Raw genomic sequence first — 18,693 nt, 5'->3', positions numbered from 1 at the left:
ACAGTAACCGTCGTGTTCCGTGCAGATCCCTTACAGCAGAAATAATACGGTATACGACGACCAGTGACTTCAAATACTGCGGTATTTGTGTCTAAATCGCGATCGTCGAGGACTACATGAAGCTGAAGCGCGTGCTTTCCAGAATCGTTATTGCCAGCGGCCTTGTGGCAGCCTGTTCCACTCTCTCTTTGGCGCATGCTGCAGATACCGCTGCAAAACCTGATGCAGCTAAGGGCGAGCAACTCTACTTGAATGGTGAACTGTCACGTGGCGTACTTGCCTGTGTGACCTGTCACGGCGCAGCGGGTAACAGTGTTATTGAAATGTACCCTAGTATTGCTGCCCAGCCGTTTGAGTATGTGGTTAAACAGCTGCATGATTTCCGCCCCGGTGCAGATAATACCCCCCCATTACGTCGTGCCGCCAACGGCAATCCTGCTGTGATGACCAGTATTGTGACTGGCATGACAGAGCAGGAAATGCGTGATGTGGCCTTCTACGTATCCCAGCAGAAAGTAGATTGGGAGTTGGCTGCTCGTGCAACCAACGAAGAAACCTTTGAGCGTGGCCAACAAATTTGGCGCGGTGGTTTGCCTGATCGTAACGTAGCTGCTTGTGCGGCCTGTCACTCGCCTAACGGCGCAGGTTTGCCCGGTAAATACCCACGTTTGGCTGGTCAGCACGTACCGTACTTGCTGGAACAGCTGAAACTTTTCCGCAGTGGTGACCGCAATAACGAAGCGGCGATGCACGAGCTGGCTGATCGCATGAATGATGCCGATTTGTCTGCTGTAGCGGATTACGCTGCTGGCTTGCGCTAGAGCAAAGCTCTTGTTTTTAGCGACTGCTATATTCAGTGTTGCATCCTGTAACCCTTACAGGGTGAGGTGTTGATACCTAAGCTCCCCTCTTGGGGAGCTTTTGTTGTCTGGGCAGGAACCTTTAGTCTTAAACGGACTCTAATAGCCCAGACTTATAAGCCCCTGAATTATCTGTTTAGTTTCTACCTGAGAGTGTTGTGACTACCAAACGTCAATTTGGCGCTGCTGAACTGTTCGAGCTATTGGGTTCAATGCGTTTTGCAGTGAGCCTGCTCATGTTCATCTGTGTGGCCAGTATCATTGGTACTGTGCTGGCGCAAAACCAAGCCATGAATATCTATGTGGACCAGTTCGGGCCATTTTGGGTAGATGTGTTTGATAGGTTCTCGATTTGGACCATCTATAACACGTGGTGGTTCTTGGTCATTATGGGTTTCTTGGTAGTGTCTACTACCGTCTGTGTGATCCGTCATGCGCCAAAAATGCTCAAAGATGCCCGCAACTTCAAAGAATATGTGCGAGGTAATAGCTTACGGGCGTTCCCACATAAGGTAGAAGTGAGCAACCATGCCGACACCGAAAAGAACGCTAGCGATGTGCAAGCGTGGTTGAAGGTAAAAGGCTATCAGTACAAAGTACGTAAAGATGCTGATGGTAGTGTGATGTTGGCCGCCAAAAAAGGCAGCTCTAATCGCTTAGGTTACATTTTTGCGCACGCAGCAATTGTGGTGATCTGTATTGGTGGGCTGATGGATAGCGAGCTGCCCACACGATTGCAGGTATGGTTAGGCGGCAAAAAACCCATTACTGAAAACATTTTGATCTCTGAGGTTCCACCCGAAGGGCGTTTGCCAGCGGGCAACCCTAGCTTTAGGGCGAACCTGTTGGTACCAGAAGGCGTACGCACAGCCACTGCTGTGGTGAACGTAGACGAAGGCGTATTGGTGCAGCCTATGCCCTTTGTGCTGGAGCTTAAACGCTTTCTCATTGAGTACTACTCTACCGGTATGCCAAGTAGCTTTAAGAGCGAAGTGCGCATTACCGACCCCGATACCGGCGACAGTTTTGATCGCATCATCGAAGTGAACGAGCCCCTGCGCTACAAAGGCGTAACGGTGTATCAATCTGGCTTTGATGATGGTGGTTCTACCGTAGAGTTGCTGGCGTATCCACTGCATGGCACACAAAGCCGTCCTTTCCCTGTGTCTGGGAAAATTGGCGAGAGTACCCGTTTTGTGGTGGATGACGCGGGTAATGAAGTCAGTGTGAACTTCACTGAACTACGTACCATTAACGTAGAAGATTTGCGTGAAGGGGATCCACAACCCAAGGCATTAGCCGAGCACGTGGCTGCGGTATCAGGTAGTGCTGCCGGTAAGCGTAACGACAACTTGGTAAACGTTGGGCCTAGCATTCATTACAAGCTGACCGATAACAGTGGTCAGGCACGTGAATATACCCAGTACATGGCTCCAGTGATCCTAGATGGCTTCCCCGTATTTCTGGCGGGTATGAATGTGTCGCCGCAAGTAGGTTTTCGCTATGTGCGTATCCCAGCCGATGATCAGCTAGCAATGCAGGAGTTTATGCGTTTGCGTGCAGCGTTAGAAGACCCCGCCTTGGTGCGTGAAGCGGCGTTACGCTTTGCTGAGCGTAATGGTGACGCCACCCCAGGCTCGTTGCTGCACACGGCGGCACAAAATGCGGTAATGAGTTTCGCCCGTGAAGGTTTTAACGGCTTAATTGGCCGAGTACCCGAAGAAGAACGCGAGAAAATTCTTGGGTTTACGGTGCCAATGATTCAGCTTACGTTGATTGAGTTACGTGATATTCTGCGTGAACGTGCTGGCGAAAAAGCAATTGTGTATGAAGGCGATGAAGGCATGCGTGCCCAGCAGTGGACGCAATTGGCTGTATTAGCATTGGCCAATCTGCCCGATTATCCTGCCCCCGTCATGTTGGGTTTACGTTCGTTTGACCATGTGCAGGCTAGTGTTTTCCAAGTAGCACGCAGTCCAGGTATGTACATTGTGTATACCGGCTCATTGTTCTTGGTGATTGGTGTCTTTACGATGTTCTACGTTCGTGATCGACGTATTTGGGTGTGGATACGACCACAAGAGGGTGGCAGCTCTATGCAGGCTGCAATGACCTCACAACGGCGCAATTTGGATTTCAACCGCGAGTTTGACGAGTTCAAACAGAGCTTCCAGCGCTTGTCCGCATAGAGAGGAGTCTAAAAAATGTCTGAGTCAGCAATGCTTTCCCAGTCACAACAGTGGCAGGCTTCCATGGCAGCAAGCGGGGATTCCCGTGGTGTGCGTGGTCGCTTGCAGCTAAGTGACTATCTGTACTTTATTGTATTGTCGTTGGGCGTGGCCTACTGTTTGACCGCCTATACCGACTTTATGGATGGCTACGAAAAGGTCATTCTCTGTGGTGCTGTGCCGCTGTTGGTATGGATGGGTTGGTTGTGGCGTCCGCTGCGCACCTTGACGGTATTAAGCGGTTTAACAGCCATCTTGGCTATCTGGCTATACAGTAATGATGGCAGTTTGCTGAGCGGTGATCTAAGCCGTGCAGACAGTGTGTTCTTGCTGCGTTATCTGTTCTCGTCACAATCCGCTATTTTGTGGATGTGTGCCTTGTTCATGATCGCCATGGTGTGTTACTGGATTGGCTATGTGAGCAAAACCGCAGCATGGTTGGGTACTGCACTAACGTGGGCAGGTGTGTATGCCGGTACAGTGGGTATGTTCGTGCGTTGGCGCGAAGGCCACTTGTTAGGTCCTGGCTTAGGCCATATCCCCGTTAGCAACTTGTACGAAGTGTTTGTGATGTTTGCCTTAATCACAGCGCTGTTCTACCTGTATTACGAGCGTCGTTACGCGACCCGTAGCTTGGGTGGTTTTGTGCTGATGGTGATTAACGCATCGGTTATTTTCTTGCTGTGGTATTCCTTTGCCCGTGATGCTCACCAAATTCAACCGTTGGTGCCTGCATTAAAAAGCTGGTGGATGAAGATTCACGTACCCGCTAACTTTATTGGTTACGGTACTTTTGCCTTAGCGGCGATGGTGGGCTTTGCTTACTTGATCAAAGAAAATGGTCAAACACGTTCGTGGAGCAAATTGTGGCCTGTGTTTGTGCTGGGCATGTTGCTCTGTGCAGAGCCCATGATTTTTGGTTCACGCAGCGAGTTTTCCGTTACGTGGATGCTGTTCTTCGGCATTAGCGCACTGATCGTAGGGGCCATTTTGGCGCTACGTGGTCCTATTTCACGTCAGTTGCCTGACTTGGAAGTGCTGGACGATATTATGTACCGCGCCATTGCCATTGGCTTTGCGTTCTTTACTATTGCCACCATTTTGGGGGCGTTGTGGGCCGCGGATGCGTGGGGTACATACTGGCAGTGGGACCCTAAAGAAACGTGGGCACTGATCGTGTGGTTGAACTACGCGGCATGGTTGCACATGCGCTTGATGAAAGGCATGCGCGGTACTATTGGCGCGTACTGGGCGCTAGGCGGTTTGCTGATTACGAGTTTCGCTTTCTTGGGCGTGAACATGTTCTTGTCTGGCCTGCACTCTTACGGTGAATTGTAAGTAGTACAGCGCCAGCACTTATCGGGAGTGCTTGTCTATGAAAGACAGCACTTCCGGTGATTTCACTAAGTCTCGAATATCGCGGGCCGCCAATATCTCGGTTGGCGCTCTGGCCCCAGACACCACAAAACCTTGTACATAATCTACGCCTATGTCGCGCAGTATATGCAAGGTGTCTACGTCTTCTACCCATTCGGCAATACTGACCATACCCAGATTGCGTGCCAGTTCCACAATGGTGCGCACAATGGCGACATTGGTGTTCTTCAGCAGCATGTTGTGGATCAGTGAACCATCAATCTTAATGGCGTCTGTAGGCAGTTCTTGTAGGTATGAGAACGAGGTGTAGCCTGCACCAAAGTCATCCAGCGCAATGCGTACCCCTTTATGCTGCAAACGTTGCATAAACAGGCGCGTACGCTCTAGGTCTTGCAGTGCAACCCCCTCGGTGATTTCTACGCACAGCCTGTTAGCCAAGTGGTCGAAGTTTTCCAGAATAGTGAAGAGCTCATCAATGAACTTGTCATCATTTAAGGAAACGCCGCTTAGGTTGATATTGATTTGTTGTGTGCGTGGTAGCTGCGTGTGGTGTTTGTTTAGCCACTCTAAGGTGGCCGCAAATACCCACTTGTCGATAATGGAAACCGTACCGCTTTCTTCCGCTGCCGCAATAATCTTGCCCGATGGCATGAGGTTATTTTGTGAGTCACGTACACGTAGCAGCACTTCTACGTTGAGTGAATTAAGCGGGTTCTGCAACGCCATGAGTGGCTGCATTTCTAGGTACAGCCCACCTGATGCGCCATTTTCCAACTCTTTAAAGAGCCGTAGCTCTTCGGCGTGTTGGTACAGCTCGGTGGAGCCTTGTTTGTACAGTACGGATGGTAACTGTGTGCGGCGTGCGTCTCGGCAGGCGCGGTTGGCAGCGGCCAAGGCATCTTCGGCACGGGTGTCGGAAGACAGCTCTACTAAACCAATGGCGCTTTGCAGGTTGAAGCTGCGGTTGCCCGCATAAATACTGCCTTGGTTTAGCGATTTGATGATTTTTTCGGCCGTGGCTTGCGCTTGTTCTGGGGTGGTGTCGTTAAACAGAATCAAAAACTCATCATTGCCCAGTCGGCCTAGTTCTTGGCCGGGATGCAGCGTGGTTTCAATGCGATGGCTGACTTCTTTAAGTAAGGCATCACCCGCTGCATGACCGTAGGCGTCGTTGACGTGTTTAACGTAGTTAAGGTCCAAATACGCCAAGATACAGTTATTGCCTTCCCGTACTTTGTCTAGCGAGAACGACAGGGCTTTTTCTATACCGCGTTTATTCAGTACATCAGTAATAGGGTCATGGTTCGCCATCTGCTTCAGCTTGCGTATGGTTTCTGAGCGTTTGCTGATGTCTTGCAACGAACCTTCTATCACCCCTTGTGCCTGCAGTGCTCGCAGCCCGAATTGCTGCGGCAGACCAGGGTGTGAGGCTGCATCTAGGCGGCTGATCTCGGTTTCTTCGCCTGTTTGACTGGTTTGTATGATGCTATCCCAGTCAGTGGTGCCAAAAAATTGTTCCCAGTGGTAGTCGTCAATGTTGGTGTCTTCTGCTAAGCCTAAAAAGTCATAGAACACACTGTTGGCATAGATGAACTGGCCGTTTTCGTCTACGCTGAAAATGGCAAAGGGGCTGATACAGTGGTTAGCGAGTAAGGCTTGTTCGGCTACGGTTTTGGCATGGTGCTCTTCACGTAGGCGTTCGCCTAATAAGATCGCGACCATCAGGCTAGATAAGGGTAGGGCGAGTACGCTTTGGAAGGTGTCTAGGAAGTTGCTAGACAGCCCCAGTAGCATGAGTAGCATTAAGACCAGCACGCACAACGATGCGCTGAGCAGCATGATGTGCCACAGTGATAACGGTGTGGGGTGTTCGGCCCGTATCATGGCGGTGCATACCATCACAATACAACTGACTAGCCCTAGGCCACTTAGCAGCAACATGGCAGGCATGAACACTGCACGTTCTAGCAGGAACGCAGCGGGTAGCAAGGCTAATCCACCCCATTGCAGAGCACGTAGCAGCCACGTAAATGGCAAGGGCTGTATAACGGTGCGTAACAGTTGGGTAAATAGGGTATAGCTCACCACGAAATAGGCGGCGAGTGTGGCTTGCCGTATGGTGGGTAGCCAGACTGCGGGTAATTCGTGGCCTAGCCATAAGTTGTCCCAACCCATGGCCATCGCGCCCAGTCGTAGGTTACCCACTAGCCAGACGGCAATCAGCAGATAGAGGCTGTGTTTATTAATCAGGGCGATGACCAGCAGCAGTGCGGCTAAGGTGAGAAGCCCACCTTCTAGCAAAGCAATATAGCGAGTATGGCGCTGATTCGCCTGCGCCCAGTCGGTGGTAGTCCAACTGTGTACGCTAAAGGGACCAGCCACACTAGGCAGTACATGACAGTACACCGTTGCTAGCGCCGATAGGCTAGTAGTGTGTAGCGCATAGCCGTGGCTGGCGTGTGTGGCTACGGTAGGCAGGGCGGTGAGGTCTGTTTGATCGGGTTGTGTACCGTAGCAGTACAGGCTATGCAGGGGGCTCGTGGCAAAGCGTATGTCGTATTCGTTGCTGTTGAAGTCTTCGGGTAGTGAAAACTTCAACCAAAAAGGATCGTGTGTGGAAAGGCGTGATTCAGTAGGTTGTTGTGCTAAGGCTGTTTGGGTGTTGATTGAGGGTGCAGAAGGCGTCACCGGGGCCGGTAGCGTTTGCAGGCTTAACGAAAAACCCGCAGCACTGGGGTAGTGTGCGGGTAGTTGCAACAAAGCCGCCAGCGAGAGCAGGCAGATAAACAGCGGTAGCACATAAATGCTAAGTATTTCGGTAATACGTTGGCTTACGCCAGACCGTGTACGATCATTACGTGTGATAGTGGAATCCATCATGAATTTAGACAGCCTTGATCACCACGACAGACACGGATCAGCGGTCGTGGCAAATTGTTATAGTTTGTTAACGGTGAGGCGTCTGCGTTCTTTAAAAACTAAGCCCTGAAAATCAGGGCTTAGTAAATGGTGCTTAGGGTAATAAACGCTCTGAGGCAAATAGACTGTGTAGATCTTCCCGTGGTCGCACTACGTGTGCCGTGGTGCCATCTACAAGAATTTCAGCAGCGCGCGGGCGGGTGTTGTAATTACTTGCCATGGTGAAGCCATAAGCACCTGCCGACATAATGGCTAATAGGTCGTTTTGTTCCAAGGCCAGTTTACGGCCACGGGCCAACCAGTCACCGCTTTCGCAGATAGGGCCAACAATGTCGTATTCCAAAGCCGTTGTGCCGCTCTGGCGAGGGCTAACTGCTTCTACATCGTGCCAGGCGTCGTAGAGTGTGGGGCGGATGAGGTCATTCATGGCCGCATCTACAATCGCGAAGTTTTTGGCTTCTGACGGTTTTAGGTATTCCACACGTGTGAGCAACACACCAGCATTACCCACCATAGAGCGACCAGGTTCTAGCACCAATTGCAGGTGCGCCAAACCACGGGCATCCAAGGCTTTGAAGACTTCAGTCAGCAGCATGGTTGGGGTTGCAGGTGTTTCGTCGGTGTAGCGAATACCTAAGCCACCGCCCAAGTCTAAGTGAGACAGCTGAATACCCTGTTTTGCAAGCGTATCAATCAGGTTAAGCAGTTTGTCTAACGCGTCTAGGTACGGGCTGATCTCAGTGATCTGTGAACCAATATGGCAATCTACACCCACGATGTTCAGTTGTGGGTGCTGTGCTGCCAAGGCGTAAACGTCGGGGGCGTCTTCAATGGCAATACCGAATTTATTGTCTTTGAGGCCGGTAGAAATGTAAGGGTGAGTGTGGGCGTCAACGTCAGGGTTCACACGTAACGAAATGGGCGCTACGCATTTTTTGTCGGCAGCGATTTGCGCAATGTGCAGCAATTCATTTTTGGACTCAACGTTAAAGCATTTGATTTGCGCATCCAGTGCGGCTTCAATTTCCCAGCGCTGTTTACCTACACCGGAAAACACTACTTTGCGGGGATCGCCACCAGCGGCAATCACGCGTGCTAATTCACCACCTGAAACGATATCAAAACCCGCACCATGATTAGCCAGCTCACGCAGAATCGCTAAGTTAGAGTTAGCTTTCATGCCATAGCATACGAGTACATCACGGCCTTGCTTAGCTTGTTCATAGCTGTCCCAAGCGTCTTTTAATGCTTTTCGCGAATATACGTATAAAGGGGTGCCGTGCTCTTTGGCTAGATCTTCCAGAGAGCATTGTTCGGCATGCAGTACGCCATTATGAAATTGAAAATTCGGAGCTACAGTCATGATGGTAAAAATAAGTCATGAAAAAAGGCAGGGGACTGATCCGCAAGCGGGTCAGGCAGTGGGTACAGCGCTTGCGCTGACGTTAGACGCCGCGGCTTGTTCAGGTAAGACTAGGGGGCCTTTATAGCCACAGCCCCCAAGTACGACACTGGCACCTAGTAAAAGGATAAGCGCCGCACGTTTAGGTGAGAAATTTGGCTGCATGATGTGGTCAAAAACTGATTTATGCTTGAAGTATGACAGTCTATACGTAGACGTCAAACCTCCAGACAACAATGGTGCCATAAGGCACCATTGTGTTGTTGTTAATTAAGGGGTTGCAAAGCTTTGAGGGCTGTCATCGTATACATTGTCATCGTTTTGCAGGCCTTGTAGCAGGGAGTTAATGCCATCGTCTGGTACATCTGAGACGAAGTTGTCCATGGCGCTAGGCAAACCTACTCGTTCAATGGCGACGCCTGGCGGGAACTCGCTGTAGTAGTAGTCGCCGTTGGCTTTGGTCAACCCGCTAGGCATAGGGCCTAGTGGTACGTTGGGTTTACCTGCCAGAGCTTCACGCATGAAGTTGATCCAGATAGGCATGGAAACACCACCACCAGTTTCACCAGAACCCAGTGATTGCGGACGGTCAAAGCCCATCCAAGCAATACTGACTAAGTCAGGGGTGTAGCCAGCAAACCACGCATCCAACGAGTTGTTGGTGGTACCTGTTTTACCGCCAATATCATTACGTTTCAGCGTGGCAGAAGCACGAGCACCTGTACCCGATGTCGCTACACCACGTAGCAGGTCATTCATGACGTAGGCGGTACGCGGGTCAATCACTTGAGCATTCGCATCGCCAGCCACTACAGGCTTGGCACGCATGACCACTTGGTCGTTGCTGTCGGTAACGTAGTCAATCAGGTAAGGCTGTACTTTGTAGCCACCGTTGGCAAATACCGAGTAAGCACCCGCCAATTGCAAGGGTGTGACGCTACCTGCGCCCAATGCCAGCGGCAGTACGGCAGGGTTACGTTCGCGGTCAAAGCCAAAACGGGTGATGTAATCCTGAACATATTGAGGGCCCACCGCTTGCATGATGCGGATAGAAACCATGTTTTTGGATTTATACAGCCCCTGACGCATGGTCAGCATAGGCTCGTAACGGCCACCGTAGTTTTTAGGGTTCCATGCACGTGACCCTGTTTGCTCACGGGTGAGCTGGAACGGGGTATCGGCAATCTGGGTGCCAGGTGTTAAGCCTTTTTCCAGAGACGACGCATAGATAAACGGTTTAAAGGCCGAACCGGGCTGACGCCATGCTTGGGTCACGCGGTTGAACTTACCATCAGCAAAGTGGAACCCACCCACCATGGCTTGAATAGCACCATCTTGGGGGCGAATCGCAATCAATGCTGCTTGTACTGCAGGCATGTTCACAACTTCCCAGGACTCTGGGTTTTTGAACAAATACACCACCGAACCACGGGTTAGGCGTTGGCCTTCAGTGGCATTGGGTGCCAAGGCACGCGCCACAATACCCAACGCACGTTTGTCGGTAATGTCGATAATGTTATCGGCACTGCGAGCAACAGTAAGTTTGGTGGGGCTGGCCGACAACACCACACCGGTCAGCAAATCGCCGGTGTCAGGGTGGTCACGTTGTACTTCATCCAAAATATCGTTCAAGGCGTCGGCGTCTTGCTCAATACCTTCTGCCAAACTGATTTGACCCTCAGGGCCTGGGAAAGGCTTACGGCGGGTGTAGTTCAGAATGCCATCACGCACGCTTAGGTAAGCGGCTTCCTGATCTTTTGAGTTGATGGTGGTGTAGATGTTGAAGCCACGGCTGTAAATGTTGTCTTGGTAAACGTTGTACAGCAGTTGACGTGCCAGTTCAGCAGCGTACTCACCGTGGATGGCGTAACCACCAGCAGGCGTACCCAATGCGGAACGGATTTCAATTTTCTGTGCGCGTGCGGTCTCGTATTCATCTTGAGTGATGTAGCCCAAGTCCAGCATACGACGCAGTACACCTTGTTGTTGGCGAGTGGATTCAGCAAAGTTGGTGATAGGGTTGTAGCGTGACGGCGCACGTTGAATACCCGCCAACATGGCCGCTTCTGCCAAGGTGACTTCAGTTAGGCTTTTGCCAAAATAGGTACGTGATGCAGCAGGGAAGCCGTAAGAGCGATGGCCCAGATAGATTTGGTTCATGTACAGATCCAAAATCTGGTCTTTGGTCAGTGTGGCTTCAATCTTGAACGTCAGCAGCAGTTCGTAGAACTTACGAGTGTACGTTTTCTCGGACGACAGATAGAAGTTACGCGCTAACTGCATGGTGATGGTACTAGCACCCTGCGACTTACGCATGCTGAGCATGTTGGTGATTGCTGCACGGGCTACGCCGCGCAGGTCAATCCCACCGTGCTGATAAAAACGGTCGTCCTCAGCAGCCAGCAAGGCTGATTTCATGACATCGGGAATTTCATTGAACGGCATAACATTACGCCGTTCTTCACCGAACTCACCAATCAACACCTTGTCTGCGGTATAAATGCGCAAGGGGATACGAGGACGATAATCCGTCATGGCCGTAAGGTCAGGCAGGTTAGGCCATGCCAAAGCGAGTGCTAATACAACCAGCAGCACACCACTGACGGCTAAACCAGTCAGTACCACGATGGATTTCACGATGAACCGGCTCAACCAGGATCCGGAACGTTTAGTAGAGGTTTGGGCGGAAGAACTCATTGCGGGTGATTTTTAGGCCCTAGAAACAGAATGTAGAGCGTGTGTGCCAGTTTACTTGCTATCAGACGCTATAAAACTCAAATAGTGTACTTTTTTTTGGGTGCGCTAATGGGATAATACACAAATGACAGACTCTTTACCCACAGAACTCATGCAAATAGACCCTTTACCCCCGTTGGGGGAAAGAGAACTGCAGCATTTACGGCAACCTGAACATCGCCCCATTTTTTTGGTTGGCATGATGGGAGCCGGAAAAACAACTATAGGCAGACAGCTAGCTCGCAGCTTAAATCGCAGCTTCACCGATTTGGATCACGAACTGGAAGCTAGGTGCGGAGTGCGCATCGCTGATATTTTTGACATCGAAGGTGAAGAAGGGTTCCGTAAGCGCGAAGCCGCTGCACTGGATGCGTGCACGCGCCAACCGGGATTAGTGTTGGCGACGGGTGGTGGCGCTATTTTGTTGTCTGAAAACCGCACCCATCTTAAAGCGCGTGGTCTGGTTGTGTATTTACGTGCCAGTGCGGAAGAATTATTCAAACGCGTGGCTAAAGATAAAAGCAGGCCGTTGCTGCAAACGGAAAATCCCCGCCAACGTTTGGCGGAGTTGTTAGCACGCCGTGAGCCGCTGTATGAAGAAGTGGCCGATATTGTGTTCGACACAGGCAGTGCACCAATTTCTGCGGCGGTGCGTGATTTGGCAGCTGAATTACTGAATAAATGTGAGGTCAAACAATGAGTGTAGTATCGGTGCAGACGCCTGGTGGCGCTTATCCTATCCATGTGGCAGCGGGGCGGTTGGCGCACTTGGCTGAAAGCATTCCTGCGGATGTGACCCGTATTGCTTTGGTCAGTAATCCTACTGTTATGGGGTTGTATGGCGCGCAAGTGCTCGAGGCCTTGAAGCAAACCGGTAAAGCGGTGATCGAGGTGTCTATTCCTGATGGCGAAGCCTACAAAGACTGGAATACGCTGAACAGTATTTTTGATCGCCTGTTGGGTGAGCGTTTAGACCGTAAAGCACTCATTGTGGCGCTGGGTGGTGGCGTAGTGGGTGATATAGCCGGTTTTGCTGCGGCGTGTTTTATGCGTGGTATACGTTTTGTGCAAGTGCCTACTACGTTGTTGGCGCAGGTGGACTCGTCGGTGGGGGGTAAGACCGCTGTGAACCACCCCTTGGGCAAAAACATGATTGGTGCGTTTTATCAGCCCATCGCCGTAGAAATAGATATTAATGTGCTGCAAAGCCTGCCAGACCGCGAAATCGCGGCGGGATTGGCAGAGGTGATCAAGTATGGCCTAATTGTAGATGAGGGCTTTTTCCAGTGGTGCGAGCAAAACGTAGATGCACTGGTAAAACGTGATCCAGCAGCACTGGCCTATGCGGTACAGCGCTCTTGCGAAGTCAAAGCAGAAGTTGTGTCTGCAGACGAGCGTGAATCGGGGCTGCGTGCGTTGCTGAATCTGGGCCATACCTTTGGTCATGCGATTGAAGCGGGTTTGGGCTATGGTAAGTGGCTGCACGGTGAAGCGGTAGGTTGCGGCATGATTATGGCAGCCGAGCTGTCGGTAGCGTGTTGTGGCTTTCCGGCTGAGAAAGTACAGCGTGTACGGGAACTCGTGAAAAACATTGGTTGCCCAACTGTGCCACCGTCTTGGCCTGCCGAGCGCTGGATTGAATTGATGGGCATAGACAAGAAAGCCGAAGGCGGTCAACTACGTTTTGTGTTGATGTCCGACATTGGTAAAAGTCATGTACAGGCCGTAGCGCCAGAAACAGTGGCTACGGTCTTAGCAGGGTTTCAATAAACTAAAGACTAAGGGGATCATTATGGTGTCACTGGCAGTTTATGCATGTTTTCCAGAACATAGCCGGGGTAGACGCCTCCCTGAAGAGAGCCCTGAAAGGCGTAATGAATTTCAACGCGATCGCGACCGTATTATTCATTGCCAAGCGTTTAGACGGCTGGAGTACAAAACACAGGTCTTCATCAATCATGAAGGGGATCTGTTTCGTACCCGCCTGACGCACAGCATTGAAGTGGCGCAAATTGCCCGCTCCTTAGCTAGAAATCTGCAGGTGCACGAAGACTTAGTCGAGGCTATTTCGTTGGCGCACGACTTAGGCCACACCCCGTTTGGTCATGCTGGGCAAGAAGAGCTGAATGCATGCATGCGCGAGCTTGTGCCGCAAGCAGGTGGCTTTGAACACAACCTGCAAAGCCTACGTATAGTCGACACCTTAGAAGAGCGCTATGCCGCCTTTGACGGGCTGAACCTGTGTTTTGAAACCCGCGAAGGGATTTTGAAGCACTGTAATCTGCGTCATGCCCATTTGTTGGGTGATGTGGGCGAGCGTTTCTTGTTGCGCCAACAGCCTTCGCTAGAGGCACAGTTGACCAACTTGGCGGATGAAATCGCCTACAACAACCACGATATCGATGATGGTTTACGATCAAAGTTGATCACAGTAGAGCAGCTTTGCGAAGTGCCTATTTTCTTTCAGCACTTTGTGGCGGCACGGCAGATGTACCCCGCCGTATCACAAAAGCGATTGGTGGCTGAAACCATACGCACCATGATCAATACCTTCGTTCAAGACCTAACGCTGACCACGCAGCAAAACCTGGATATGGCGAGGCCCGGTAGTGTGGATGAGTTACGCCAAGCTGGGAAAATGGCCGCGTTTTCGATGGAAATGCGGGTAGAAGCTGACCATTTGAAGAAGTTTTTGCGCGAGAATCTATACCGGCACCCACAAGTGTTGCGCATGATGAGTAAGGCGCGTCGCATTATCCGCGAATTGTTTGTGGCCTATTTGGACGATCCGCGTTTACTTACGGCAGAGCATCGACGCGATAACCCTCAAGCACAAGCGCGTGCTATTGCCGATTACATTGCTGGCATGACGGACCGTTATGCGATCCGCGAACACCAGCAATTGTTCCACATGTAAGTAGCCAGCCGGTTAGGCAGGCACAGCAAGTAGTGCCTGCAAATAACGGCCAGTATGGCTTTCAGGGGTAGAGGCAATGACCTCTGGTGTACCTTGGGCCACAATTTGACCACCGGCTGCACCACCTTCTGGCCCCATGTCTATGACCCAATCGGCCGTTTTAATCACGTCCAGATTGTGCTCAATGATGACCACCGTATTGCCAGCGTCCACAAGTTTATTCAGTACATCCAACAGCAGTGCAATGTCTTGGAAATGCAGGCCTGTAGTGGGCTCATCCAGAATATAGAAAGTGCGCCCTGTACTACGGCGTGATAGCTCTAGCGCCAGTTTGACGCGTTGGGCCTCGCCGCCTGATAGTGTGGTGGCGCTTTGCCCTAATCGTAAGTACGACAGACCCACATCCATCAATGTTTCTAACTTGCGGGCAATGGCTGGTACCGCTCCAAAGAAGTGCAATGCCTGATCTACGGTAAGGTCCAGCACTTCGCTGATGTTTTTGCCGCGATACTGAATATCCAGCGTTTCGCGGTTATAGCGTTTACCGTGGCAAATATCGCAAGGCACGTAGATGTCGGGTAAGAAGTGCATCTCTACCTTCATCACGCCATCACCTTGGCAGGCTTCGCAGCGACCGCCTTTCACGTTAAACGAGAAACGGCCTGGGTCGTAACCGCGCGTACGCGCTTCGGGCACACCAGCGAATAGTTCGCGAATGGTGGTGAACAAGCCCGTGTAAGTCGCGGGGTTACTACGTGGTGTACGGCCAATAGGGCTTTGGTCCACGTTAATGACTTTATCGAAGTGTTCTAGCCCTTCTAGACTTTGGTACGGCGCAGGTTCAGTTTGTGCACGGTGATAATGCTGCGACAAGGCAGTAGCCAGTGTGTCGTTAATCAGCGTGGATTTGCCTGAGCCGGATACACCACTAATGCACACAAAGCGGCCAGCGGGAATATGCAGGCTCACCGATTTCAGGTTATGGCCACTGGCACCATGCAGCACCAATTCAGGCATATCAGGCGTGACTGGGCGGCGCGCAGGAATAGCAATGCGCTTCTGGCCGCTTAAGTATTGTCCGGTCAGGGATTTAGGCGACTGCAAAATAACATCTGGTGTACCCGCGGCAACGATGTGACCGCCATGCTCCCCAGCACCGGGGCCCATGTCGACGATAAAGTCGGCTTGGCGGATCATGTCTTCGTCGTGCTCTACCACAATGACGCTATTGCCTAGATCGCGTAAGCGTTTCAGGGTGTCGATTAAGCGGTCGTTATCGCGCTGGTGTAAACCAATAGAAGGCTCGTCCAGTACGTACATCACACCTGTTAAGCCCGAACCAATTTGGCTAGCTAAGCGAATGCGTTGCGACTCACCGCCTGAAATGGTGTCGGCGCTACGGTCTAGTGAAAGGTAATTCAGCCCTACGTTATTTAAGAATTGCAGCCGCGCCAGAATTTCTTGCACGATACGCTCGGCAATTTCTTTTTTGGCCCCACTGAGCTGCAAGGTGCTAAACCAATGTTGGCAGTCGGCCAACGACATGGCTTCTACTTCATAGATGCCACGTGGGTCATTTTCGCCCAACAACACATTACGGGCTTCGGTGCGCAGGCGTGAGCCGTGGCATGACGGGCACTGTTGGGTACGGCGTAACTTAGACAGTTCTTCGCGTACAGCAGTGGAGTCTGTTTCGCGCCAACGGCGTTCTAAGTTCGGAATCACCCCTTCAAACGCATGGCGTTTAACGGTGGTTTTGCCTTTCTCGTTTAAGTACAAGAAGGCGATTTCTTCGTTGTTAGAGCCGTACAAAATGCAGTGGCGTATGGCTTCGGGTAGCGCCTCGAAAGGGGTGTCCAAGTCGAAGTCATAGTGTGCAGCAAGGCTGGTCAGCAAAGTGTGGGTAAAGGCATTACGTTTATCCCATCCGCTAATCGCACCACTGGCTAAGCTTAAATCGGGGAAGGCAACCACGCGTTGCGGGTCAAAGAAATCCACCAAGCCCAAGCCGCTGCAATCTGGGCAAGCACCGGCAGGATTGTTGAAACTAAATAGACGCGGCTCTAGCTCGTTGAGTTGGTAATCGCACAGCGGGCAGGCGTAATGGTTACTGAACTGCAGCTCTTCTGCGGTATCGAGGTTCAGTACGGTAACGCGTCCTTGAGACAGCTCTAATGCGGTATCAAAGCTTTCGGCCAAGCGCTGTGCGCTATCAGGTTTGACGCGCAGGCGGTCTACCACTACTTCTACCAGCGATGAACTATTAGTTGCGGGGGCGGCAATGTCTTCAATCGCGCCCATCTCGCCGTTCACACGCAACCGTACAAAACCTTGGGCTTGCAAGGCTTGGCGTTGTTGGTTGAAATCGTCGTGGGTGGCTCGTAGTACCGGTGCCAAAATAGCGATACGACTTTCCTCGGGTAAGGCCAGTGTTTGGTCTACCATTTGGCTGACATTTTGCATTTGCAGCGGCAAGTGGTGTTCTGGACAATGAGGTGTGCCAGTACGAGCGTACAATAGGCGCAAATAGTCGTGTATTTCGGTCGTGGTGCCAACCGTAGAACGTGGGTTGTGGCCGGCGGCCTTTTGCTCGATGGAAATTGCGGGAGATAAGCCTTCAATCAAATCAACATCAGGCTTATCCATCAGTTGTAGAAATTGTCTGGCGTAGGCCGACAAACTTTCTACATAGCGTCGCTGCCCTTCCGCATATAAGGTATCAAACGCCAAGGAAGATTTGCCTGATCCGGACAAACCGGTAATCACCACCAATTCATGGCGGGGCAAATCTACTGACAAGTTTTTGAGGTTATGCGTGCGCGCACCCCTGATACGTATTGCGTCCATCGTGTAGGGTATAGGGCTTTAAAAGGGTAACTTGTTACTATAGCCTGTTAGGCCATTTTTGTGCCAAAAGTCTGGCATAGCACTGCACAAAGAAGTGTAAGAATAGAGTGTTGCATGAGTCATACAGAAAATAAAAAGATGGGCGGTCGCCCGGCGCGCCTTAGCTTGACCTCACAAGAACGTCGTACCAGCACCATGTTGGCGTGGTTGTTTGCGACACGCATGTTGGGGTTGTTTTTGCTTACCCCCGTGTTTGCGGTGGCAGCAAGCAGTTTAGTAGGCGGGCAAGACGCCATGAGGGTGGGGTTTGCCTTGGGGGCGTATGGCCTTACTCAAGCTATTATGCAGATCCCCCTAGGGATGGCATCAGACCGCTTTGGCCGACGGCCTGTGATTGTGGCGGGCATGCTGCTGTTTATTGTGGGTGGCGTAATCTGTGCTCTGTCCGATAGCGTAGACGGCATTATCGTGGGTAGGGTGCTGCAAGGTTTGGGTGCGGTATCGGCTGCGATTACAGCGTGGGTAGCGGATGCCACTCGCCCTGAAGTGCGTACTCGTGCTATGGCCATGGTGGGGGCGTCTATAGGGTTGTCGTTTGCCTTGTCGCTAGTGTTGTCCCCTGTCTTGGTAGGCCAATTTGGGTTATCGGGGCTGTTCTGGGTCATTAGTGCCTTAGGCTTTGTCTGTTTGTTGCTGGCTGCCTTTGTGGTGCCAGCGGCCCCACAAGCCATTCCTGTGCTGCAGTCAGCACGCATGGGCGATGTATTAGGCGATAAAAACCTGTTGCGCCTGAACTTTGGCGTCTTTGCACTGCATGCCATCTTGATGATGATGTTCATGGTAGTGCCTGGTTTGTTAGAACATACCGGTGGCTTACAGACAGCAACGTTGTGGAAAGTCTATTTGCCAGTGATTCTGGTATCGTTCGTCTTTATGGTTCCGGTGGTGTTTTACACTGAAACACGCAAGTGCCATCAGGCCATTTTGATGAAGATGGTGCTGTTGCTTGCAGCAGTACTGTTGGTCATGCCTTTGGCGCTGCAAAATTTTTGGTGGTTGGTGGCGTTGTTGGTGCTGTTTTTTGTGGCCTTCAACGTGTTAGAGGCATTACAGCCGTCGCTGGTATCGCGCCAAGCACCTGCTGAGTACAAAGGCTTAGCGCTAGGTTTTTACAACATGTCGCAATCGTTAGGCGTGTTTGGTGGCGGTGTGGCAGGTGGGCTATTGGCCGCTAAGCAAAGCCCCCAAACTGTGTTGTGGTTAGGCGCTGCATTAGCCATTGCTTGGTTGGTGTTGGGGCGTGGTCTGAAAACACCAGACTAATTACACAGAATAAGCCGCACTACTATGGCCATCGGTAATTATCTGAGATGGCGTAGTCTAAGTGGGAACGATCGTAGATAATAC

The 18,693-nt window shown here is 51.4% G+C and carries 12 protein-coding genes; 7 read left to right on the top strand and 5 right to left on the bottom strand.

Going from position 1 to position 18,693, the window contains the following annotated elements:
* Positions 1-122: 122 nt before the first annotated feature.
* From GY634_RS08475 to ccsB, 3 genes are all read left to right on the top strand, one after another.
* Entirely contained in the window at positions 123-821 is a 699-nt protein-coding gene (locus GY634_RS08475) for a c-type cytochrome (protein ID WP_207625551.1), read from the top strand.
* A gap of 251 nt (positions 822-1,072) precedes the next feature.
* Positions 1,073-3,049: a cytochrome c biogenesis protein ResB gene (locus tag GY634_RS08470; protein ID WP_166408141.1), complete on the top strand. Its 1,977-nt coding sequence runs from the start codon at positions 1,073-1,075 to the stop codon at positions 3,047-3,049.
* Between the two features lie 15 nt (positions 3,050-3,064).
* Positions 3,065-4,426 (top strand): c-type cytochrome biogenesis protein CcsB, encoded by a 1,362-nt coding sequence (ccsB, locus tag GY634_RS08465; RefSeq protein WP_166408096.1) that lies wholly within the window; start codon positions 3,065-3,067, stop codon positions 4,424-4,426.
* A gap of 18 nt (positions 4,427-4,444) precedes the next feature.
* Here the strand turns inward: ccsB and GY634_RS08460 are convergent, their stop codons facing one another.
* From GY634_RS08460 to GY634_RS08450, 4 genes are all read right to left on the bottom strand, one after another.
* Positions 4,445-7,345, bottom strand: coding sequence for a putative bifunctional diguanylate cyclase/phosphodiesterase (locus GY634_RS08460; protein ID WP_166408095.1), 2,901 nt, complete (start codon positions 7,343-7,345; stop codon positions 4,445-4,447).
* 133 nt (positions 7,346-7,478) lie between these two features.
* Positions 7,479-8,747, bottom strand: coding sequence for a diaminopimelate decarboxylase (gene lysA, locus GY634_RS08455; protein ID WP_166408094.1), 1,269 nt, complete (start codon positions 8,745-8,747; stop codon positions 7,479-7,481).
* A 51-nt stretch (positions 8,748-8,798) separates the two neighbouring features.
* Positions 8,799-8,951 (bottom strand): LPS translocon maturation chaperone LptM, encoded by a 153-nt coding sequence (gene lptM, locus GY634_RS17440; protein ID WP_423227292.1) that lies wholly within the window; start codon positions 8,949-8,951, stop codon positions 8,799-8,801.
* A 105-nt stretch (positions 8,952-9,056) separates the two neighbouring features.
* Positions 9,057-11,483 (bottom strand): penicillin-binding protein 1A, encoded by a 2,427-nt coding sequence (locus tag GY634_RS08450; protein ID WP_166408093.1) that lies wholly within the window; start codon positions 11,481-11,483, stop codon positions 9,057-9,059.
* Between the two features lie 124 nt (positions 11,484-11,607).
* On the opposite strand from GY634_RS08450, the gene GY634_RS08445 reads away from it, so the two are divergent.
* The 3 genes from GY634_RS08445 to GY634_RS08435 are packed head-to-tail and all read left to right on the top strand — an operon-like array spanning position 11,608 to position 14,439.
* Positions 11,608-12,222 carry a shikimate kinase gene (locus GY634_RS08445; RefSeq protein WP_166408092.1) on the top strand — a complete coding sequence of 205 codons (615 nt, stop codon included), beginning with the start codon at positions 11,608-11,610 and terminating at the stop codon, positions 12,220-12,222.
* Complete coding sequence (gene aroB, locus GY634_RS08440) at positions 12,219-13,292, top strand: 3-dehydroquinate synthase (protein ID WP_166408091.1); 1,074 nt, start codon at positions 12,219-12,221, stop codon at positions 13,290-13,292. The genes GY634_RS08445 and aroB overlap by 4 nt, the downstream gene beginning before the upstream one ends.
* Before the next feature lie 22 nt (positions 13,293-13,314).
* On the top strand, positions 13,315-14,439 hold the full coding sequence (locus GY634_RS08435; protein ID WP_166408090.1) for a deoxyguanosinetriphosphate triphosphohydrolase: 1,125 nt from the start codon (positions 13,315-13,317) through the stop codon (positions 14,437-14,439).
* 12 nt (positions 14,440-14,451) lie between these two features.
* Here GY634_RS08435 and uvrA read toward each other — a convergent pair whose 3' ends face one another.
* Entirely contained in the window at positions 14,452-17,286 is a 2,835-nt protein-coding gene (uvrA, locus tag GY634_RS08430) for an excinuclease ABC subunit UvrA (RefSeq protein ID WP_166408089.1), read from the bottom strand.
* Positions 17,287-17,400: 114 nt separating this feature from the next.
* Between uvrA and GY634_RS08425 the strand changes: the two genes are divergently transcribed.
* Positions 17,401-18,609: an MFS transporter gene (locus tag GY634_RS08425; RefSeq protein WP_242683652.1), complete on the top strand. Its 1,209-nt coding sequence runs from the start codon at positions 17,401-17,403 to the stop codon at positions 18,607-18,609.
* The last annotated feature ends 84 nt before the right edge of the window (positions 18,610-18,693 follow it).

Origin of the sequence: Paenalcaligenes suwonensis (assembly GCF_011290505.1) — a bacterium.
GTDB classification, from domain to species: Bacteria; Pseudomonadota; Gammaproteobacteria; order Burkholderiales; family Burkholderiaceae_B; genus Paenalcaligenes; species Paenalcaligenes suwonensis.
The sequence above is the reverse complement of the archived record's forward strand: the minus strand, read 5'-3'. Positions and strand labels throughout refer to the sequence as shown.

Coding starts and splice junctions, on each gene's coding strand:
- GY634_RS08425 (WP_242683652.1), top strand. CDS start 17,401: ATGAGTCATACAGAAAATAAAAAGATGGGCGGTCGCCCGGCGCGCCTT.
- ccsB (WP_166408096.1), top strand. CDS start 3,065: ATGTCTGAGTCAGCAATGCTTTCCCAGTCACAACAGTGGCAGGCTTCC.
- uvrA (WP_166408089.1), bottom strand. CDS start 17,286: ATGGACGCAATACGTATCAGGGGTGCGCGCACGCATAACCTCAAAAAC.
- GY634_RS08470 (WP_166408141.1), top strand. CDS start 1,073: ATGCGTTTTGCAGTGAGCCTGCTCATGTTCATCTGTGTGGCCAGTATC.
- GY634_RS08460 (WP_166408095.1), bottom strand. CDS start 7,345: ATGATGGATTCCACTATCACACGTAATGATCGTACACGGTCTGGCGTA.
- GY634_RS08445 (WP_166408092.1), top strand. CDS start 11,608: ATGACAGACTCTTTACCCACAGAACTCATGCAAATAGACCCTTTACCC.
- lysA (WP_166408094.1), bottom strand. CDS start 8,747: ATGACTGTAGCTCCGAATTTTCAATTTCATAATGGCGTACTGCATGCC.
- aroB (WP_166408091.1), top strand. CDS start 12,219: ATGAGTGTAGTATCGGTGCAGACGCCTGGTGGCGCTTATCCTATCCAT.
- lptM (WP_423227292.1), bottom strand. CDS start 8,951: ATGCAGCCAAATTTCTCACCTAAACGTGCGGCGCTTATCCTTTTACTA.
- GY634_RS08435 (WP_166408090.1), top strand. CDS start 13,315: ATGGTGTCACTGGCAGTTTATGCATGTTTTCCAGAACATAGCCGGGGT.
- GY634_RS08450 (WP_166408093.1), bottom strand. CDS start 11,483: ATGAGTTCTTCCGCCCAAACCTCTACTAAACGTTCCGGATCCTGGTTG.